Consider the following 18,820-nt stretch of genomic DNA (forward strand, 5'->3'; position numbering starts at 1 on the left):
CCGTTTTCCGGGCTGGGCGAGACTCTTGCCGTCGGATTGCGCCGATGCTTTTCCTCGGAGAGCGTCGTGGTCCGCTGCCGCACCATCCGTTGTTTCTGCCGCCGCTCCGGTTCCCGTTGCTGCATCCGCCGTCACGCCATCCGTTGTTCCTGCCGTCTCTTCCGCTGCCGTTTGCCCCGTTTCGGCCCCGGCCGTAGCCCCGGCTTTGCGGGACGCGCCGCCACAAGCGGCCAAAGCCGCCAGGATAGTGCCGGCGGCAAGGATTCGGATCAGGAATCGCTGCATATGCATGATCCGTGAGGATTTAGATCAGACCGCGTCCGGCCTTTTTGATGCGCCCCTCCTCGGTGAGCGATGCGACGATCTTGTCGAGCACGCCGTTGATGAAGGTGCTGCTGCCGGGCGTGGAGTAGTATTTCGAGATTTCGATCCACTCGTCGAGGGTCACCTTGACGGGGATCGAGGGGAAGGAGGTCAGCTCGGCGATGGCCGTACCGATGATGAGGTTGTCCATGAAGACGATTCGGTCGACGTCCCAGTTTGCGGTGAACTTTTCGATGTAGTCCTGATAGGAGTTGTAGTTGACCAGAGCCTTTTCGAAGAGGGTCTTGACGAATTCGGGATCCTCCTCGCTCTTGAATTTGGGCGGGATGCGGATTTCGGAGTGGGAGGCGCGCAGGCCTGAGAGCGAGCGCAGGATCATCATGGTGATGTAGGGCAGGTCGTCGCTCCAGAGCAGGGAGATCTCCTCGAGGGCCTCTTCGAGGGCGTCGGACTCCTGCAGCGACTTGAAGAACTCCTCGACGAGCTGTTTGTCCTCCTCGAACGAGCGGCTGTCGTGCTGCATGTACTCCTTGTAGGCGGGGGTTTCGGCGAACTGCGCGTAGAGGGTCCGGATGAGTTCGGGGTATTGGCTCCAGCCGAGTTTTCGGGCGGCGATCCGGTCGTTGACGGCATCGCTGTTGGCGATGATGCGGATGACGGCGTTGTCGACGAACTTGGTATTGGGGTTGAGGTCCTCGTAGGTGGGGAGTTTCTTCTGTTTGGCGATATCGATCCGTTGCTGGGCGTAACGGGCGACCTCGACGGGCAGGATGAGGATCTGGAAATAGAGGTCGTAGGCCTTGTCCACGGAGGCCATCAGGGTCTTTTCCGAAGCCATCATGTTGTCGGCTCCCGATTTGAGGTGTGCGAAGAGGGTCTTGATGACCTTGATGCGGAGTAATCTTCTGCTCAACATATCTAGAACGATGTTTTTCGGGCGCAAAGGTAGTGAAAAGGGGGCAAAAAATGAAAAATTTCGCATTAAATTCCTAATTTTGCAGCGTATGGAACAGAATGAAGAAAAACAACCCTGCGACGTGATCGTCATCGGGGCTGGAGCCGCGGGACTGATGGCTGCGGGCACGGCGGCACAGAACGGCCATCGGGTGCTGCTTCTGGAGAAGATGGAGAAGTCGGGTCGCAAGGTCCGCATAACGGGCAAGGGTCGCTGCAACGTCACCAACGCCCGGCCGGCCGAGGAGTTTGCCTCGCAGGTGCGGACCAACGCGGAGTTCTTCGCCCCGGCCTTTGCGGCCTTCAACAACCGGGCGACGATCCGTTTTTTCGAGCGCCGGGGGGTGAAACTCGAGATTGAACGCGGCGAGCGGGTCTTTCCGAAGAGCGGCAAGGCGTGGGACATCGCCAATGCGCTGCTGGACTACTGCGTCGAGAACGGCGTGAAGATCCTCTACGATACGCGCGTGACGGGGATCCTGACCCTTGCCGGTCGGGTCTTCGGGGTGAAATACATCAACAAGCGGGGCTTTGAGCGCAAGGAGGAGGCTCCGCGGGTGATCCTGGCCACGGGGGGTGTTTCGTATCCGGCCACGGGGTCGACGGGCGACGGTTACGCCTTTGCGGCGGACTTGGGCCACACGATCGAACCGTTGCGGCCGTCGCTCACGCCGCTTGTGACGTCGCACCCGCAGGTCCGCTACCTCCACAAGCTGCTGCTGCGCAACGTGCGGGCGACGCTTTACGTCGATAACGCTCCGGTCCGCGAGGAGTTCGGCGAACTGGGCTTTTCGGAGCGAGGCATCGAAGGGGCCGTGGCGCTGCGGATGAGCCGCGATGCGGTTGATGCGCTGATCGACGGCCATCGGGTGAAACTCGTGGTCGACCTCAAGCCGGCGCTGACCGAAGAGCAGTTGCGCGACCGCATCGCACGTGAGCGGGCCGAGATGGCCCCGACGGAGTTCTTCGGCGAGTTGCTGCGCAAGCTGGTTCCGCAGCCGCTGGTGCAGCCGCTGGCCCACGAGATAGACATCCACACGAAGGATTACGTTTCGAAGATTACGGACGAACAGGTGACGCGCCTGATCCGCACGTTGAAGGGGCTGACCTTTCCGATCTCGGACTACGCGCCGTTCGAATATGCCGTGACGACGGCCGGCGGGGTCCGCTGCGACGAGGTCAACCCGCAGACGATGGAGTCGCTGAAGGTCCCGGGGCTCTACCTGGCGGGCGAGGTGCTCGACCTGGATGCCAATACGGGGGGCTATAACCTTCAGATTGCCTTTTCGACGGGGCGTCTGGCAGGTCAGCTCAGGAAATAATCGGGGGGCAACAGAATGAAACTTACCGGACCCCGTTTGTCATTGCACCTTCCGCGACGGATGGCCGAATTGCGCAACCGCCTTTCGCGGGCGCGCTATTTCCGGGGTCACGGTGTCCATTCGCCCTTTGTCTACGATATCGTGCGGGAGGTTTTCATGCGACACACGCTGCTGGACGGCGACCGGCGGCTCTACGAGACGCTGTTGTCGGCCGGCGTTCCGCACCGGCGGGCCGTGCAGCTGCAGAATCTGGCGATCCATTGCGGCTATGCGAGTTTCGGCATGAATCGTGCGGATGCGGATTTGTGCATCGTCACGCGGGATCTTCCGCGGGCCGAGACGCTGGCCCTTCTGCGCCGGGCGCGGGAGGAGGGTCATACCGTGGCGGTGATGTCGCCCTACGACGGACGCGAGCGGCAGGCGCTCTGCGCGCAGATTGTGGCGGGCCACCGCTCGACGACGGTCGATAACCGGGGTTACCTGCTTGTATTCAATAATTATTTACCGAAACAACATTTCCGACTATGAAAGTGTATACGAAGACGGGCGACCGGGGCCAGACCTCGCTGATCGGGGGAGAGCGGGTCCCGAAGAGCGACGAACGGGTCGAGGCCTACGGTACGGTGGACGAACTGACGGCCTTCACGGCGCTGTTGACCGACCAACTGCGGGGCGATGCCGCACTAGCCCCGACGGTCGACGATCTGAACCGGATCCTTTCGCGGCTGATGACGGTCGAGGCGTTGCTGGCGGCTGACAGCGAGGGGCGTAAGAGACTCTCGCCGCTGTCCGGCGAGGCGATTGCATGGCTTGAGGGGAGGATCGATGCGATGCAGACCCGGCTTCCGACGATCGACAAGTTCACGATTCCGGGGGGTCATCCGGCCGTGTCGTGGAGTCACGTCTGCCGGACGGTGTGCCGCCGGGCGGAGCGGGCGGCGCTGCGTGCCGATGCAAAATACGGGGCTGACCCGACGGCGCTGGTGTGGTTGAACCGGCTGTCGGATTACTTCTACGTGCTGGGGCGGATGCTGACGGTCCATTTCGGCGTTGAGGAGACGCTGTGGATCCCCTGACCCGCTTCGCAGGATTTTTCTTTATAAACCGGCATTCCTCGGATGCCGGTTTTTTGTTTCTGCCGGAGTCTCAGCCGGTGTTTCCGTCGGTTACTTGATCAGCATGATGATGCTTCCGCAGGTGATCAGCAGGGCTCCGGCCACTACGCGGGGCGATGCGGGTTCTTTGAGGAAGAGTATCGACAGGACGATGGTGATGACCACGCTCAGTTTGTCAATGGGGGCGACGCGCGACACGTCTCCCGTCTGGAGGGCCTTGAAGTAGAAGAGCCAGGAGAGTCCCGTGGCGATTCCCGAGAGGACGAGGAAGAGCCACGTGTGGGTTTCGATCTCGCGGATGGCAGCGGCCTGATGCCGGAAAATCACGATACCCCACGTCAGTATCAGGATGATGGAGGTGCGAATAGCTGTGGCGAGATCCGAATTGATCTCCCTGACGCCGACTTTGGCAAAGATGGCCGTCAGAGCGGCGAACAGGGCCGAGAGCAGGGCATAGTATTTCCACATGGTTTCGAATGGTTAAAGGTTTGGGAGGGGGCGGCGGCAGGGTTCGAAAAAAATGCGACCCGCGGGGTCGCATTTCAGTTTTCGAGACAAGTTTCGGGACCGGGGCCTCCGACTCTGAACTAATACTCCTCCTCGTTGAAGAAGAAGTCGTCCTTGGAGGGGTAGTCGGGCCAGATATCCTCGATGGATTCGTATATTTCGCCTTCGTCCTCGATCTCCTGAAGATTCTCGAGCACCTCGAGTGGGGCACCCGAACGGACAGCATAGTCAATCAACTCGTCTTTTGTTGCGGGCCAGGGAGCATCTTCGAGCTTCGAGGCCAATTCCAGCGTCCAGTACATAGCTATAAAATTTTAAGTTGTTAATAATCAGCAGTTTGGTCGCTTTCGGGAGGATTGCCTTCCGATGATTGAATTGCAAAAGTATAAAAAAAACGAGAAAAACAAAAAAAATTGCAGAATCTTGAGGCCAGTGTGTACGAAGTGGACAGAAAACGGTCCTGGCGGTGCTTTTAGGGCCATTTTTCGGCGAAATCAGGTTTCGGGACCGATTGTTTTTGCTGAGCGGTGCAGGCTGACGTGTGGAGCGGCGTGGAGCAGCCTTGGCGGAGTGCAGCCGCGCCCCTTCCCCACTGGCCGGCCGCACCGTTTTGCACACCTATTTTACGGCGACGAAGAAGAGGTCGTAACACCCGTCGGTCACGGGCGCAATGCGGTAGTCGTCCATGCGGATGGAGACGGTCAGATCGCTGTTTTCGCGCAGGAGGCGGCGTCGGTTGAGGCGGTTGAGCAGGTCGTAGGGGATCTGGAGCATCCAGCGGGGCAGCCGGTGCTGGAGGTCGAGCACATCGAAACGGGTGACACGTTCGACGCCGCGGCGGTTTTTTTCGTAGTACTCCGCGACGCGGTCATTTCCGAAGACGCCGAGCGCCTCGACCTGGCTGAATACGCTGCCGAGCAACTGCCGGAGCTCTGCGGCGGAGTATTCACGCACGTGCCAGGGGTTCCTCGTGAGCGACATCGGGGCATTGGGGGTGGTGACGATCAAGCGGCCGCCGGGGCGCAGTACGCGGTGGATTTCGTCGACGAAGCGCCGGTCGTCGCGGATGTGTTCGATGACCTGGAACGAGATGACGCAGTCGAACGACCCGTCGGGAAACTCCAGCGGTGGGACGACGGCCTGCCGGAACTCGACGTCGGGCCGTGCCAGCAGTTCGGGGGCCGGAACGTGCTTGTCGAGGGTGACGAATCGCCGGGCATGGGGAGCGACGACCTCGATTCCGTAACCGGCGCCCGTACCGATCTCGAGCACATCGCCCGCAATGCGTTGTGCGGCGGCGTGGTAGGCGAGCAGCGAACGTTGGAAGACGAAGTTGTCCGAGGCTTCGCGCGAGACCCTTTCGGCGGTATTGATCGCAGCCATTTTTCGGGGGGGGTTAATGTTTCTCTTTCTCGGGGAGCTTCTCCACCAGCCGCATGCCCTCCTCGGAGGTGACGACGGCGCCGCGTTTGAGGAGCATGCCGAGCGAGCGTTTGAAGACCTTCTTGCTCATTTGCGTCAGGTGTTTGACCGCTTCGGGCGACGAGTCGTCGTTCAGGGGAAGGAATCCGCCGTTTTCGCGGAGCAGCCGCAGGAGCACCTCGGCCGAGTCCTTGACCTGGGCGAACCCGGTCTGCTGGAGGGAGATGTCGATGCGGTTGTCGTCGGTGATGCGGCTGACATAACCTGAGAGACGGTCACCGACGGCCACGGGGCGGAAGATCTGGTTTCGGTAGATCATTCCCCAATGGCGGTTGTTGACCACGACGCGGAATCCGATCGGGCTTTCGGAGGCGACCAGCAGCGAGACTTCGTCGCGGGGTTTGACCGTGATAGAGTCGTTGTTGACCCAGGCCTTGAACTTTTCGGTGGCCACGCAGCGGCCGGTGATGGCATCCTCGTAGAGATAGACGACGTAGGAGTGTCCGACCAGCACGCCGCCCTGCTGATTGCGGTTCGGGAGGAAGAGGTCCTTGCCGTGGAGGCCCCAGTCGAGGAATGCGCCGTGTGGGGTTTTGTCGACGACGCGCAGATAGCCGACCTCGCCGACCTTGAGCAGCGGGGTTTCGGTCGTGGCGACGAGCCGGTCCTCGGAGTCGTGGTAGACGAATACCTCCTTCTGGTCGCCGACCTTGTCGGAGAGCGAGGTGTAGCGGTTAGGCAGCAGGACCTCCTGCTGCTCTTCGTCGGCGAGATAGAGACCGTGGTCCGAGACGCGGCTGACGGTCAGGGTTTGCATGTATCCGGCTCTGAGCATAACGTGGTGGAAATAGTCCGGTGCAAAAGTACGTTTAATTTCGTGGGTTTGCAAACTCCGGTGGGAACAAGGCGAGAAAAATGGCTGTTGGGAGTTGGAAAATCGGACGAAAATGGTTACCTTTACAAGAGTCCGGGCCACAGGTCCGGAGCCAGGCGACAAAAACAGCAACATTTTATGAAAAGCGACGAAATTTTCGATCTGACCCTGCTGCAGCTCGATGCGGCAACCGTTTCCGCGCAATCGCTCGAAACCATCGGCGAAGCCGTTCTCCGGGCCCCGGGCGATCTGGTTCTGCTGCCCGAGATGTTTGCCACGGGTTTCCGCCCGGATGCCACCGCGGTGGCGCAGCCCGCCGACGGGGAGATTGTCACGGCGCTGCGTGGGTGGGCGGCCGAAAGCGGCAAGGCCGTAGCGGGGAGTGTGGCCGTGCGTGACGGCGCGACGCTGCGCAACCGCCTCTTCTTCGCCCGCCCGAGCGGAGAGCTCGCCTGGTACGACAAGCGCCACCTCTTCCGTCCGGGGGGCGAGACCGGGCACTTCACGCCGGGCAGCGGCCGCACGGTGGTCGAATACCGGGGGCTGCGTTTTCTGCTGCTGGTCTGCTACGACCTGCGCTTTCCGGTGTGGAGCCGCTGCCGGCGGGATTACGACGTGATTCTGTGCAGTGCGGCGTGGCCCGAGTCGCGGCGCGACGTATGGCGGACGCTGCTCTGTGCGCGGGCGCTGGAGAACCAGGCCTGGATCGTGGGGACGAACTTCTGCGGCGAGGATTCGTCGGGACGTTACGCCGGCTCGTCGGCCATCATCGACTGCTACGGGCGCTTTCGGGCCGAGGCTCCCGAACGTGGGGCGGCGTGCCGCACGGTCCACTTTTCGCTCGATGAGCAGAACCGCTTCCGGGAGCGCTTCCCGACGTGGCGCGACGCGGATGACTTCGTTTTGAAGCAATAAATCGCGGAAAATATCGTATCTTTGCACGATTCCCCGCGCCGCGAGGGGCGGGGAGGAGAGGGAGGTTGTGTGCCTCCCGGGCTACGATACGCACATTATGGAGGAAACGATCAAGATACAGGGTGCGCGGGTCCACAACCTGAAGAACGTGGATCTGGAGATTCCGCGCCACAAGCTGGTGGTCATCACGGGCCTTTCGGGTTCGGGCAAGTCGTCGCTGGCATTCGACACGATCTACGCCGAGGGACAGCGGCGCTACATGGAGACGCTGTCGACCTATGCGCGTCAGTTCGTGGGGACGATGGAGCGTCCGGACGTGGACAAGATCACGGGTCTGAGCCCGGTGGTTGCCATCGAGCAGAAGACGACGAACAGGAATCCGCGTTCGACGGTGGGCACCGTGACGGAGATCAACGACTTTCTGCGCCTGCTCTACGCGCGGGCGTCGCGGGCCTATTCGCCGGTGACGGGCGAGGAGATGGTCCACTATACCGACGACCAGATCGCCGATCTGATCCTGAAGGGGTTCTCGGGCCGGCGCATCGCGCTGATGGCGCCGATCGTCAAGGGGCGCAAGGGCCACTACCGCGAGCTGTTCGAATCGCTGGCCAGGAAAGGGTATATCTACGCCCGCATCGACGGTGAGATCCGCGAGATCTCGATCGGCATGCGTCTCGACCGCTACAAGATCCACACGATCGACCTGGTTGTCGACCGGCTGGTGGTGAGCGAGGATTCGCGCGAGCGGCTGATGTCGTCGCTCAAGGAGTCGATGCGGCAGGGCAAGGGGACGATGGCCGTCTACGACTACGGGACGGAGCAGCAGCGCTTCTATTCGCGCCACCTGATGTGCCCGACGACGGGCATCGCCTTCGAGGATCCGGCTCCGCACACCTTTTCGTTCAACTCGCCGAAGGGGGCCTGCCCCCACTGCAACGGTCTGGGCGAGGAGGCGGTCTTCGACGTGGGGAAGATCATCCCCGACCGTCGGCTGTCGCTGCGCGAGGGGGCTGTCGAGCCGCTGGGCAAATACCGCAACAACATGCTCTTCGCGACGCTCGAGATGCTGGGGCGCCGCTACGACTTTACGCTCGATGACCCGATCGAGAGCTTCTCGGAGGAGGCGTTGAACGCCGTGCTCTACGGCGATTCGGAACCTTTGACGGTCGATCTTTCGGAGTTCAGCTCCTCGGGCGGGCGGCAGTTCCTCTCGTGGGAGGGGGTCGCCGAGTATATCGGGCGCACGGAGGATGACGACTCGAAACGCGGGCAGAAGTGGCGCGACCAGTTTCTCGTCTACCGCAAGTGCTCGGTCTGCGGGGGGACGCGCCTGAAGAAGGAGGCGCTGCAGTTCCGCATCGCGGGCAAGAACATCGCCGAGGTTTCGGCCCTGTCGATTGCCGAATTTTCGGAGTGGGTGCCGACCATCCGCGCCTCGATGACCGACAAGGAGTGGCGCATTGCGCAGGAGATCGTCAAGGAGATCTCCGAGCGGCTGCGCTTCCTGATGGACGTGGGGCTGGGCTACCTGTCGCTGGCACGCTCGTCGCGATCGCTGTCGGGGGGCGAGAGCCAGCGCATCCGGCTGGCGACGCAGATCGGCTCGAAACTGGTCAACGTGCTCTATATCCTCGACGAGCCCTCGATCGGCCTCCACCAGCGCGACAACCAGCGGCTGATCCGCAGCCTGGAGGAGCTGCGCGACGCCGGCAACTCGGTGATCGTCGTCGAACACGACGAGGACATGATGCGCGCGGCGGATTTCATCGTCGACGTGGGGCCGAAGGCGGGGCGCCGCGGCGGCTACATCGTGGCCGCGGGGACGTTCGACGACATCCTGCACGCGAATACCATCACGGCCGACTACCTTACGGGCCGTCGCCGCATCGAAATTCCTTCGACGCTGCGGCCGGGAACGGGCGAGTCGATCACGCTCCGCGGGGCGCGGGGCAACAACCTGCGCAACGTGACGGTGAGCTTTCCGCTGGGCAAGTTCATCTGCGTGACGGGAGTGAGCGGTTCGGGCAAGTCGACGCTGGTGAACGAGACGCTGCGTCCGATCCTCTCGAAGGCGCTCTACCGGTCGCTGGACCAGCCGCTGGAGTACGACTCGATCGAGGGGATCGAACACATCGACAAACTGGTGGTCGTCGACCAGTCGCCCATCGGGCGCACGCCGCGGTCGAATCCGGCGACCTATTCGAACGTCTTCGCGGACATCCGCAAGCTGTTCGAGCTGACGCCCGACGCCCAGATCCGGGGCTTCAAGGCGGGGCGCTTTTCGTTCAACGTCAAGGGGGGACGGTGCGAGGAGTGCCGGGGGGCCGGTGTGCAGACCATCGAGATGAACTTTCTGCCGGACGTCTACGTGCGTTGCAAGGCGTGCGGCGGCCACCGCTACAACCGCGAGACGCTCGAGGTGCGCTACAAGGGCAAAAATATCGACGACGTGCTGAACATGACGGTGAACATGGCCGTGGAGTTCTTCGAGAACATCCCGTCGATCTACCAGAAACTCAAGGCGATCCAGGAGGTGGGGCTCGGTTATCTGACGCTGGGGCAGCCGTGCACGACGCTGTCGGGGGGTGAGAGCCAGCGGATCAAGCTCTCGGCCGAGCTTTCGAAGCGCGATACGGGCCGTACGCTCTACATTCTCGACGAGCCGACGACGGGCCTCCATTTCGAGGATATCCGCCTGCTGCTGGAGGTGCTGAACAAGCTGGTCGACCGGGGCAATACGGTGATCGTCATCGAGCACAACCTCGACGTGGTGAAGGTGGCCGACCATCTGATCGACATCGGGCCCGAGGGCGGGGTAGGCGGCGGTGAGATCGTCGCCCAGGGGACTCCGCACGAGGTGGCGCAGTGCGAACGCAGCTATACGGGCCAGTTCCTGAAGCGAATGGGCCTTTGAGGAAACGCTCCCGGACGCCATGATGGGCGTCCGGGCTTTTTTTGCCGCGGGGACGGCCGCGGGGCGATCGGGCGGGCGGTTGCGGCATTGGTTTTGCGTTCATGGACGAAACCAAACCTTATCGTGCCATGAAAAAAACAGCCATTATCCTCCTTGGCCTTCTGCTGTGTGCGGGGGCCGTCACCGTGATTGGACAGAAGAAGGTTCTGTCGCCGAAACAGGAGCAGCGCGAGGTGCGCGAGCAGCGTCGGGCCGAGCGCCTGGCCAACTACCAGAAGACGATGGATTCGATCATTCTGTCGCGCAACTTCCAGTTCAACCCGCAGACCATGCAGCGCCAGCCGGCCGGGCCGCTTCGCCAGATCATGAACCCGACCTTCAACGTGGGGATCTGGGACGGGACGGTGGACATCTGCCTTCCGTACGTAAAGGGGTACGTTCCTCCCTACTACACGACGGTTCTGAACTGTACGGTTCCCAGCGTACAGGGCTACACGACCGAACAGACCCACGAGGGGTGGATGGTAACCTTCTCGACGTCGCTGTTCACGGCCTCGACCTATACGTTTACGTTCGAGATCTTCTCGCAGACGGGCGGTGCCAACCTGACGATCACCAACCCGTGGTACAATCCCGTTCAGTATTCGGGGACGATCTCGCAGCTCTATTGATCCGGAAGGAGCTGCCGGTGTACAAAAAACGGACTGCAGCCATCCTGCAGTCCGTTTTTTGCGGTGCGGGGTGTAGCTGCATCCGCGTGCAGGTCTCCCGGTTGTAGTATTCGTAGCCGTATTCCGGCTGCATGGTGTGCCGGACGAGAACCGGCTGCGATTCGGAGAGCTCCTCCACGGTATGGGTTTTCCGGTCGCCGTCGGCCTTCGGGAAGGAGACGGCCAGCGTCTTGCCGGTTTCGGTGTATACCCATTCGACGGGCTCCGTCGATTCGTTTTTTTGTGCTTCAATTTCGGAAGACGAGTGCCACGGCCGAGACCGAGACGCCCTCTTCGCGTCCTTCGAATCCGAGCCGTTCGGTGGTCGTGGCTTTGACCGAGACGCGGTCCGGGTCGATGCCCATGTCGGCGGCCAGTGTTTCGCGCATGCGGTCGATATGGGGACGCAGCTTGGGGCGCTGCATACGGATGGTGCAGTCGACATTTCCGATCTGATAGCCCTTTTCGCGGACCATCTCCGCGACGCGGCGCAGCAGCCGGCGGGAGTCGATTCCTCGGAACTCGTCTGACGTGTCGGGGAAATGGAGGCCGATGTCACCAAGGGCGGCGGCACCGAGCAGGGCGTCACACAGGGCGTGAATGGCCACATCGCCGTCCGAATGGGCGACGCAACCCTTCGAGTGAGGGATCTCCACTCCTCCCAAAACGAGGCGCAGCCCGTCGGCCAGCGCATGGACATCATATCCGTGTCCGATTCTGAAATCCGTCATAACGTGCAATTTTGGTTGCCAAAATAGGGAAAAAAGTGTAACTTTGCAAAAATACAAGAAACCTATGTCAGCAATCTCAACCCTTGAACCGCGCCTGGTATGGGAGCAGTTCGACGCCATCACCCAGGTACCGCGCCCTTCGAAGAAGGAGGGCAAGATCATCGATTTTCTGGTTCGTTTCGCCCGGGAACACGGGATCGAGTATCAGAAGGATGCCATCGGCAACGTGGTGATGCGCAAGCCGGCGACGCCGGGCTATGAGGATCGTCCGGCGGTGATTCTTCAGTCGCACATGGATATGGTGTGCGAGAAGAATTCGGACGTGGAGTTCGACTTCGAGAACGACCCGATCCGCACGCGCATCGACGGCGAGTGGGTGAAGGCCGAAGGGACGACACTGGGCGCCGACTGCGGCATCGGCATGGCGGCGGCGCTGGCCGTGCTGCTCGACGCGGAGGTGCAGCACGGACCGCTTGAGGCGCTGTTCACCGTCGACGAGGAGACGGGCCTCACCGGAGCCTTCGAGCTGGGCGAGGGGATGCTCACGGGCAAATACCTCATCAACCTCGATTCGGAGGACGAGGGCGAGCTTTTCATCGGTTGCGCCGGCGGCATCGACACCATTGCCACGTTTCACTGTACGATGGAGCCGGCCCCGAAGAACTATTCGTTCTTCCGCGTGGATGTCTCGGATCTGCTGGGCGGCCACTCGGGTGACGACATCGACAAGGGGCGTGTCAATTCGAACAAGACGGTGGCGCGTCTGCTGTGGGACGGGATGCAGTCGTGCGAACTGCGGCTGAGCTATTTCAGCGGCGGCAACCTGCGCAATGCGATTCCGCGTGAGGCTTACGCCATCTTCGGAGTTCCGACGCGTCTGAAGGGCGATTTCGAGAAACGCTACCGGCTCTTTGCGGCGGATCTCGAGGCGGAGTTCCGTTTCCGGGAGCCGAATTTCAAGATTACGCTCAACGAGATGCCCGAGGTGGAGGAGGTGCTCGACGCGCGGACGCAGTTCGGACTGGTCTACTCGCTGGTTGGGGTTCCGAACGGCGTGGTAGCCATGTCGTTTGCGGTTCCGGGTCTGGTGGAGACGTCGACGAACCTGGCTTCGGTGAAGTTCGAGGGTCGCGACCGCATCGTGGTGACTTCGTCGCAGCGCTCGTCGGTCGAGAGTGCCAAGACCTACGTGATGCAGATGGTCGAGTCGGTCTTCGCGCTGGCGGGAGCCGACGTGGCCCATTCGGACGGCTATCCGGGCTGGACGCCGAATCCGACGTCGCACCTGCTGAAGGTGACCGAGGAGGCCTACCGGCGTCTTTTCGCCACGGATCCGAAGGTTCGTGCGATCCACGCCGGACTGGAGTGCGGGCTCTTCCTGGAGAAGTATCCCGATCTGGAGATGGTGTCGTTCGGTCCGACGCTGCGGGGTGTCCACTCGCCCGACGAGCGGCTGGAGATCTCTACGGTCATGAAGTTCTGGCAGCTGCTTTGCGAGACGCTTCGGACGCTCTGACGCCGGCGGCGTGAATTCCCATACGATGCGGGACCCCGGCCGATCGGACCGGGGCCTGCTTGTTTCCGGCGGGGCGTGTTACGGAAATCTAACCGCCGTGTTACGGTGTTGCAACAACTGTTTCAGACCTTTGCCGACACAACAAGTAACGTCCATGAAGAGATCCATCCTCTCCCTGATTCTGGCTTCGTTTCTTTTGATCCCTGCGGCCGAAGCCGCAAGCCCCGTTGCAGGTCTCGCTGCCAGTCCTGTCATAGACCCCGTTGCAGGTCCCGCTGCAAGCCCCGTCACAGGCCCCGCCACGACTCCCGTTCTGAGCCCTGCCGCGCCGGATTCGGTGCGTACGGAGTCTTCGTCTTCTGCGGTTCCCGCACCTTCGGGCGTCTCCACCCTCTCTGCGGCCGCCATGCCCGTTTCGGTTTCCCCGACCGCCGATGTTCCGACGACTCCGACTGCTCGGGCATCTGCGATTTCTGCCACGGCCCCTGCGGCCCCTGCGGCTCTGTCCGCATCGGCCCCGGCTTCGGTGGTCAAGGAGCCGACCTTCACGGTGCAGCTCCACGGAACGGTGCGGGCGAAATTCGAGTACCAGCCCGACCTGGGGAAGAGCCGCTTCGAGGTGCGCAACGCGCGCTTCAGCCTTTCGGGCCAGGTGACTCCGCTGGTGAACTACAAGGCGGAGATTGACCTTTCGGACGAGGGCTCGATCAAGATGCTGGATGCCTACGCACGGTTGAACCTGCTGCAGCGGCGTCTGCGGTTCACGATCGGCCAGATGCGCGTACCCTTTACGATCGACGCCCACCGCTCGCCCCACGAACAGTACTTTGCCAACCGCTCGTTCATTGCCAAACAGGCGGGCAACGTGCGTGACGTGGGTGCGACGCTGGCGTGGAGCTTCGGCCGGCGGGTTCCGGTGACGCTCGAAGGGGGGCTCTTCAACGGCTCGGGGCTGACCAATCAGAAGGACTACTGGACGCGGTCGTTCAACTATTCGGCCAAGGCGCGCTTCCGCTTTGCCGAGCGGGTGAACCTTTCGCTGAGCATCCAGAAGACCCACCCGGATCTGGTCGACATCCACATGTACGACATCGGCGCCTACTACGAGAATAGCCTGTGGCACATCGAGGGGGAGTACCTGCGCAAGAACTACGCATCGGAGGCCTTCCCCGGGGTGAATGTCGTGGATGCCTTCGTGTGCCGGAACTTTCCGCTGCGAAGCCGGGCGCTGCGCCAGATTTCGGTGCTGGCGCGCTACGACTATATGTCGGACCACAGCACGGGTATTGCCGGAGCGGGAGGCGTGCTGCTTGTCGACGATCCCGAACGCCACCGGGTGACCGGCGGTCTGACCTTCAGCCTGGGTCTTCCCTTCCGGGCCGACATCCGCGTCAACTATGAGGCCTACTTCTATCGTCCGACGGCTGAGCCGGACCTCTCCGAGCAGGACAAGTTCGTAGCGGAGTTCATGGTTCGCTTCTGATTCCGGGGCGGCAGAAACCGTGCAGAATATTTCCGCAATTGACATATTTCGCTATCTTTGTATATGAAAAAGTTTTTCGGAATATGTCGAACGGGCATTTTTCTCTGCTGGCCATCGTCATGGTGGGGTTGTCATACCCCATGACGTCCGCGGCCCAGCAGCATCCCGACGATGCATATTATCCCTATGCCGGGCGGGAGGAGCGACCTGTTCGGCTCCAGACCGATACGACACTCTTCTACCGGGCGATTCAGGGTCCGGCGGATCTCTATGGCATCTCCACCGATTTTACGCTTCCGGGAGTGGCCCTTGCCCGTCGGGGGTGCGGCTATGCGTCGGAACGGACGCAGTTTTCCGGAATCGACATCTCCTATCGTTATCTCGGGCTGATGCGTCTGCTGGGCGCCGAGGAGCAGCGTATTGCGGGACTTCAGAGCTCACCGGCCCCTTTCGGGGGCGCCGTCTCCACGACGCAGCTCCACTTTCCGGCCGGCGAACCGCTCCAGCCCTATCTGGTTTCGGTGCGCTTCTCCGACCGCAACTACCGTTTCGGTTCGCGTGTGGCGGCCACCCGCCGCCTGGGTCACGGCTGGCAACTGACGGCCGCCGCGGACTTCCGCACGGGCCGGGACCTGCACGTCGAGGGGGTCTTCACGAATGCCCTGACCGCGGGAGTGTGCTTGACGCGCCGCTGGGATAAGCAGGGCGAACTTTCGCTCGTCTGCATCGTCCCGACCTCCGTGCGGGGCACCCGCCTCACGACCTCGGAGGAGGCCTTTCAGCTGACGGGCGACCGGCTCTATAATCCCGCCTGGGGCTATCAGGACGGCCGGGTGCGCAATTCGCGGGTCCGGCGCGAGACGCTTCCGCTGGCCGCGGCCGTGTGGGAGCGGCAGCTCACCGCTTCAACGCGGCTTTCGGCCTCGGCGGGCGTTGAGGCGGGCAAGAGCCGCTACAGCATGCTGGGGTGGTACGACGCGCGCACGCCGATGCCGGACAACTACCGCTACCTGCCGAGCTATACGGGCGACCGGGCCACCGAGCAGGCGTGGCTGACGCGGGATCCCCGCTATACGCAGATCGACTGGGACGAACTGATCCGCGAGAACCGCATGGCGGGCGGCGAGGCGGTCTATGCGCTGGAGGACCGAGTCGAGCGGCTTTGGGACGCGACGCTTCACCTCAGCTTCACGACGGAGGCCGAACGTCGCCTGACGCTTCGCTACGGGGCGCAGCTGCAACTCGACGACCGCCGCAACTACAAGCAGATGCGCGATCTGCTCGAGGCGGACTACCTCACGGATATCGACCAGTTTCTGGTCGACGACGACACCTACGGCACGCTGCTTCAGAACGACCTGCGCCATCCCGACCGGAAGATCCGTCGGGGTGACCGCTTCGCCTATGACTATTCGCTCACCACGCGCTCGGCCGAGGTGTATCTGCAGGCCGACTACCGTTCGGACCGCTTTCGGGGCGAGGTGCTGCTGGCTGTCGGTAGCGGGGCCGTCAGCCGCCGGGGCCACTACGAGAAGGAGCTCTTTCCGGGCAGCCAGTCCTTCGGACGCTCACGGGTCATGCGCTTTTCGCCCTACCGGCTGAAATTCTCGGGCGGTTGGTCCTTCACGCCGCGCCACTACGTCGAGCTGTCGCTGCTGGCCGCAGCGGAGATCCCCGACGCCGAAGATCTCTTCTACCAGCCGCTCTACAACAACCGCACGCTCACCGATGCAAAGGCCGGGCGCACATATGGCGCCGAGTTGACCTACCGCCTGACGGGTCCGACCGTCAACCTTCAGACGTCGCTTTTTGCGTTGTTGCGGCTCGACGGCTCGCAGACTCTCCGCTATTACGACGACATGTCCTACGTCTATTGCGACCTGGCCGTCACCGGGATCGGAATTCGGAGCCTGGGTATCGAGACGGCAGCGGAGATTCGTCTGTCGGATCGTTGGCGGCTGACGCTTGCGGCCTCGGCGGGGAGTTATCGGTATGTCCGGGATCCGCGTGTTGAGGTGCTCTCCGACGTGGACAATACGCCGGTCGACCGGGGTTCGGCGAGCCGGATGGGCGGATGCCGGGTGGGCGGGGCTCCCGCCGTGACCGCCTCGGCCGAACTTTCGTGGTTCGGGCGTCGGGGGTGGGGAATCCACGCCTCGGCGGGGTATGCCGCGGAGCGCTACGTCGAGCCGATGGCGCTACGGCGTACCGATCGGCTGGCCGGCCAGGGCGGCATCACGCGGGAAGCCTTCGCTGCCTTCACGCACCAGGAGCGGCTGCCGGATGCCTTCACGCTCGATGCATCGCTCTTCAGGAGCTTCTGGTTCGAGCGTTCGCGGCTGACCGTGGCGCTGCTGCTTCGCAATCTGCTGGGCGATTCCGATATGGTCTACAACGGTTACGAATCGCTGCGCGTGCGGCGGATCCGGAGCGGCGATGCGACCTTCTACACGCCGCAGGCGACGCGTTACAGCTACGTGCCGCCGCGGTCGTTCTATGTGACGGTCTCCTGCCGATTCTGAGAGATCGGTCATATTGTCGGAATTTTTTTTGGGAATTAGCTGACGATTTCGTATTTTGAGAGGCGAAAACCTTAAAAACTTCAAACCCATGATTGTCGGTATTCCAAAAGAGATCAAGAACAACGAGAACCGCGTTGCTCTGACCCCGGCGGGCGCCCAGGAGCTCGTCAAGCGGGGACACAAGGTGTATGTGCAGGCTACGGCCGGAGAGAACAGCGGATTTGCCGACTCGGCCTATACGGCCGTCGGGGCGGAGCTTCTGCCCACGATCGAGGATGTCTACGCCACGGCGGAGATGATCGTGAAGGTCAAGGAGCCGATTGCCCCGGAGTACAAACTCATCCGTCGCGACCAGCTGGTCTTCACCTATTTTCACTTTGCGAGCAGCGAGGCGCTGACCCATGCGATGATCGACAGCGGGGCCGTGTGCTGCGCCTATGAGACGGTCGAGCGTGCGGACCGGTCGCTGCCGCTGCTGATTCCGATGTCGGAGGTTGCCGGGCGCATGGCGGCACAGGAGGGGTGTTATTTTCTGGAGAAGCCGCGTGGAGGCAAGGGCGTACTGCTGGGAGGTGTTCCGGGCGTGAAGCCGGCGAAGGTCTTCGTGATCGGAGCGGGTGTTGTCGGGACGGCTGCGGCGCGTACGGCGGCGGGCACGGGAGCCGACGTGACGATCTGCGACATTTCGCTGCAGCGCCTGACCTATCTGGCCGACGTGATGCCGAAGAACGTCAAGACGCTCATGTCGTCGGAGTATAACATCCGCGAGGAACTGCGTCATGCCGATCTGGTGATCGGTTCGGTTTTGATTCCCGGGGCGAAGGCACCGAAACTCGTGACGCGCGACATGTTGAAACTGATGGAGCCGGGAACGGTGATGGTGGACGTTGCGATTGACCAGGGAGGGTGCTTCGAGACGTCGCGCCCGACGACGCACGAGGATCCGGTCTACTACGTGGACGGTATTCTGCACTATTGCGTGGCGAATATTCCGGGGGCCGTGCCGCGGACCTCGACGCTGGCGCTGACCAACGCAACGCTTCCCTACGTGCTGCAATTGGCCGACAAGGGCTGGCAGCGGGCCGCGCGTGAGAATGCGGAGCTGGCGCTGGGGCTGAACGTGGTTTCGGGCAAGGTGGTCTACCGGCCGGTAGCCGAGGCCTGGGGGCTTCCCTGCGAGCCTCTGAGCCTCTGAATCCGAGAAAACGGAATGTCTGAGGTCCTGAGTCTTTGAGCCCCATGGCCCCCAAGGTTCATGGCCTCCAAAGACTCAGGACCTCCTTATTTTTTTGCGTATTTCCCCGATTGGCGTATCCGTTCCGATCGTCCTTTGGGAAATATTCTATCTGATGGAATATCTGTCCGTTATGCCGTCTTTGTTTTATTTAATAAATTTAAGAAAGGGTCTGTATATCCGAAAAAAGAGTCAATAAAAAGCATATCATGCGCTTTTTTTTATATATTTGTAGCGTTAGTTAGGCTATTATGAGACGATATCTACTCCTGTTGGT

General features: G+C 61.9%; 16 protein-coding genes. 10 read left to right on the forward strand and 6 right to left on the reverse strand.

Features of this window, described 5'->3' with window-relative positions:
• Positions 1-304: 304 nt before the first annotated feature.
• Positions 305-1,240 carry a transcription antitermination protein NusB gene (locus B5E60_RS01900; protein WP_087309193.1) on the reverse strand — a complete coding sequence of 312 codons (936 nt, stop codon included), beginning with the start codon at positions 1,238-1,240 and terminating at the stop codon, positions 305-307.
• Positions 1,241-1,328: 88 nt separating this feature from the next.
• Between B5E60_RS01900 and B5E60_RS01905 the strand changes: the two genes are divergently transcribed.
• From B5E60_RS01905 to B5E60_RS01915, 3 genes are read left to right on the forward strand one after another with little or no spacing between them, the layout of a single operon-like run.
• Positions 1,329-2,600, forward strand: coding sequence for an NAD(P)/FAD-dependent oxidoreductase (locus B5E60_RS01905; protein WP_087309194.1), 1,272 nt, complete (start codon positions 1,329-1,331; stop codon positions 2,598-2,600).
• Positions 2,601-2,615: 15 nt separating this feature from the next.
• Positions 2,616-3,128, forward strand: a complete 513-nt coding sequence (locus tag B5E60_RS01910; protein ID WP_087309195.1) for a hypothetical protein — start codon at positions 2,616-2,618, stop codon at positions 3,126-3,128.
• On the forward strand, positions 3,125-3,676 hold the full coding sequence (locus B5E60_RS01915; protein ID WP_087309196.1) for a cob(I)yrinic acid a,c-diamide adenosyltransferase: 552 nt from the start codon (positions 3,125-3,127) through the stop codon (positions 3,674-3,676). Before B5E60_RS01910 ends, B5E60_RS01915 begins: the two co-directional genes overlap by 4 nt.
• A 90-nt stretch (positions 3,677-3,766) precedes the next feature.
• On the opposite strand, the gene B5E60_RS01920 is transcribed toward B5E60_RS01915, so the two are convergent.
• From B5E60_RS01920 to B5E60_RS01935, 4 genes are all read right to left on the reverse strand, one after another.
• Positions 3,767-4,183 (reverse strand): EamA family transporter, encoded by a 417-nt coding sequence (locus tag B5E60_RS01920; protein WP_087309197.1) that lies wholly within the window; start codon positions 4,181-4,183, stop codon positions 3,767-3,769.
• Positions 4,184-4,302: 119 nt separating this feature from the next.
• On the reverse strand, positions 4,303-4,524 hold the full coding sequence (locus B5E60_RS01925) for a DUF2795 domain-containing protein (protein ID WP_009597992.1): 222 nt from the start codon (positions 4,522-4,524) through the stop codon (positions 4,303-4,305).
• A 316-nt stretch (positions 4,525-4,840) separates the two neighbouring features.
• Positions 4,841-5,605 carry a class I SAM-dependent methyltransferase gene (locus B5E60_RS01930; RefSeq protein ID WP_087309198.1) on the reverse strand — a complete coding sequence of 255 codons (765 nt, stop codon included), beginning with the start codon at positions 5,603-5,605 and terminating at the stop codon, positions 4,841-4,843.
• A gap of 13 nt (positions 5,606-5,618) precedes the next feature.
• Positions 5,619-6,479, reverse strand: a complete 861-nt coding sequence (locus B5E60_RS01935) for a CvfB family protein (protein WP_087309199.1) — start codon at positions 6,477-6,479, stop codon at positions 5,619-5,621.
• 177 nt (positions 6,480-6,656) lie between these two features.
• Here B5E60_RS01935 and B5E60_RS01940 point away from each other — a divergent pair, with 177 nt between their 5' ends.
• The 3 genes from B5E60_RS01940 (at position 6,657) to B5E60_RS01950 (ending at position 11,018) form a co-directional block, all read left to right on the forward strand.
• Positions 6,657-7,433, forward strand: coding sequence for a nitrilase-related carbon-nitrogen hydrolase (locus tag B5E60_RS01940; protein WP_087309200.1), 777 nt, complete (start codon positions 6,657-6,659; stop codon positions 7,431-7,433).
• A 97-nt stretch (positions 7,434-7,530) separates the two neighbouring features.
• Positions 7,531-10,347 carry an excinuclease ABC subunit UvrA gene (gene uvrA / locus B5E60_RS01945; RefSeq protein WP_087309201.1) on the forward strand — a complete coding sequence of 939 codons (2,817 nt, stop codon included), beginning with the start codon at positions 7,531-7,533 and terminating at the stop codon, positions 10,345-10,347.
• Between the two features lie 128 nt (positions 10,348-10,475).
• The gene (locus B5E60_RS01950) at positions 10,476-11,018 is read left to right on the forward strand and encodes a DUF4251 domain-containing protein (RefSeq protein ID WP_087309310.1); all 543 of its coding nucleotides are present in this window, start codon (positions 10,476-10,478) and stop codon (positions 11,016-11,018) included.
• Positions 11,019-11,305: 287 nt separating this feature from the next.
• Here B5E60_RS01950 and ispF read toward each other — a convergent pair whose 3' ends face one another.
• Complete coding sequence (gene ispF / locus B5E60_RS01955) at positions 11,306-11,788, reverse strand: 2-C-methyl-D-erythritol 2,4-cyclodiphosphate synthase (RefSeq protein ID WP_087309202.1); 483 nt, start codon at positions 11,786-11,788, stop codon at positions 11,306-11,308.
• A 64-nt stretch (positions 11,789-11,852) separates the two neighbouring features.
• Between ispF and B5E60_RS01960 the strand changes: the two genes are divergently transcribed.
• From B5E60_RS01960 to ald, 4 genes are all read left to right on the forward strand, one after another.
• Positions 11,853-13,304: an aminoacyl-histidine dipeptidase gene (locus B5E60_RS01960; protein ID WP_087309203.1), complete on the forward strand. Its 1,452-nt coding sequence runs from the start codon at positions 11,853-11,855 to the stop codon at positions 13,302-13,304.
• A 406-nt stretch (positions 13,305-13,710) separates the two neighbouring features.
• Complete coding sequence (locus tag B5E60_RS01970) at positions 13,711-14,787, forward strand: porin (protein ID WP_143260629.1); 1,077 nt, start codon at positions 13,711-13,713, stop codon at positions 14,785-14,787.
• Between the two features lie 83 nt (positions 14,788-14,870).
• Positions 14,871-17,309, forward strand: coding sequence for a TonB-dependent receptor (locus B5E60_RS01975; protein WP_087309205.1), 2,439 nt, complete (start codon positions 14,871-14,873; stop codon positions 17,307-17,309).
• A gap of 88 nt (positions 17,310-17,397) precedes the next feature.
• Positions 17,398-18,504, forward strand: coding sequence for an alanine dehydrogenase (gene ald, locus B5E60_RS01980; protein WP_087309206.1), 1,107 nt, complete (start codon positions 17,398-17,400; stop codon positions 18,502-18,504).
• The last annotated feature ends 316 nt before the right edge of the window (positions 18,505-18,820 follow it).

It is taken from the genome of Alistipes sp. An116, from assembly GCF_002161005.1.
Classification (GTDB): Bacteria; Bacteroidota; Bacteroidia; order Bacteroidales; family Rikenellaceae; genus Alistipes; species Alistipes megaguti.

Bases quoted from the DNA above. Each gene is read 5' to 3' on its own strand.
- B5E60_RS01940 (WP_087309200.1), top strand. From the start codon at position 6,657: ATGAAAAGCGACGAAATTTTCGATCTGACCCTGCTGCAGCTCGATGCG.
- B5E60_RS01910 (WP_087309195.1), top strand. From the start codon at position 2,616: ATGAAACTTACCGGACCCCGTTTGTCATTGCACCTTCCGCGACGGATG.
- B5E60_RS01975 (WP_087309205.1), top strand. From the start codon at position 14,871: ATGTCGAACGGGCATTTTTCTCTGCTGGCCATCGTCATGGTGGGGTTG.
- B5E60_RS01960 (WP_087309203.1), top strand. From the start codon at position 11,853: ATGTCAGCAATCTCAACCCTTGAACCGCGCCTGGTATGGGAGCAGTTC.
- uvrA (WP_087309201.1), top strand. From the start codon at position 7,531: ATGGAGGAAACGATCAAGATACAGGGTGCGCGGGTCCACAACCTGAAG.
- B5E60_RS01935 (WP_087309199.1), bottom strand. From the start codon at position 6,479: ATGCTCAGAGCCGGATACATGCAAACCCTGACCGTCAGCCGCGTCTCG.
- B5E60_RS01950 (WP_087309310.1), top strand. From the start codon at position 10,476: ATGAAAAAAACAGCCATTATCCTCCTTGGCCTTCTGCTGTGTGCGGGG.
- B5E60_RS01925 (WP_009597992.1), bottom strand. From the start codon at position 4,524: ATGTACTGGACGCTGGAATTGGCCTCGAAGCTCGAAGATGCTCCCTGG.
- B5E60_RS01970 (WP_143260629.1), top strand. From the start codon at position 13,711: ATGCCCGTTTCGGTTTCCCCGACCGCCGATGTTCCGACGACTCCGACT.
- B5E60_RS01900 (WP_087309193.1), bottom strand. From the start codon at position 1,240: ATGTTGAGCAGAAGATTACTCCGCATCAAGGTCATCAAGACCCTCTTC.
- ispF (WP_087309202.1), bottom strand. From the start codon at position 11,788: ATGACGGATTTCAGAATCGGACACGGATATGATGTCCATGCGCTGGCC.
- B5E60_RS01920 (WP_087309197.1), bottom strand. From the start codon at position 4,183: ATGTGGAAATACTATGCCCTGCTCTCGGCCCTGTTCGCCGCTCTGACG.
- B5E60_RS01915 (WP_087309196.1), top strand. From the start codon at position 3,125: ATGAAAGTGTATACGAAGACGGGCGACCGGGGCCAGACCTCGCTGATC.
- B5E60_RS01930 (WP_087309198.1), bottom strand. From the start codon at position 5,605: ATGGCTGCGATCAATACCGCCGAAAGGGTCTCGCGCGAAGCCTCGGAC.
- B5E60_RS01905 (WP_087309194.1), top strand. From the start codon at position 1,329: ATGGAACAGAATGAAGAAAAACAACCCTGCGACGTGATCGTCATCGGG.
- ald (WP_087309206.1), top strand. From the start codon at position 17,398: ATGATTGTCGGTATTCCAAAAGAGATCAAGAACAACGAGAACCGCGTT.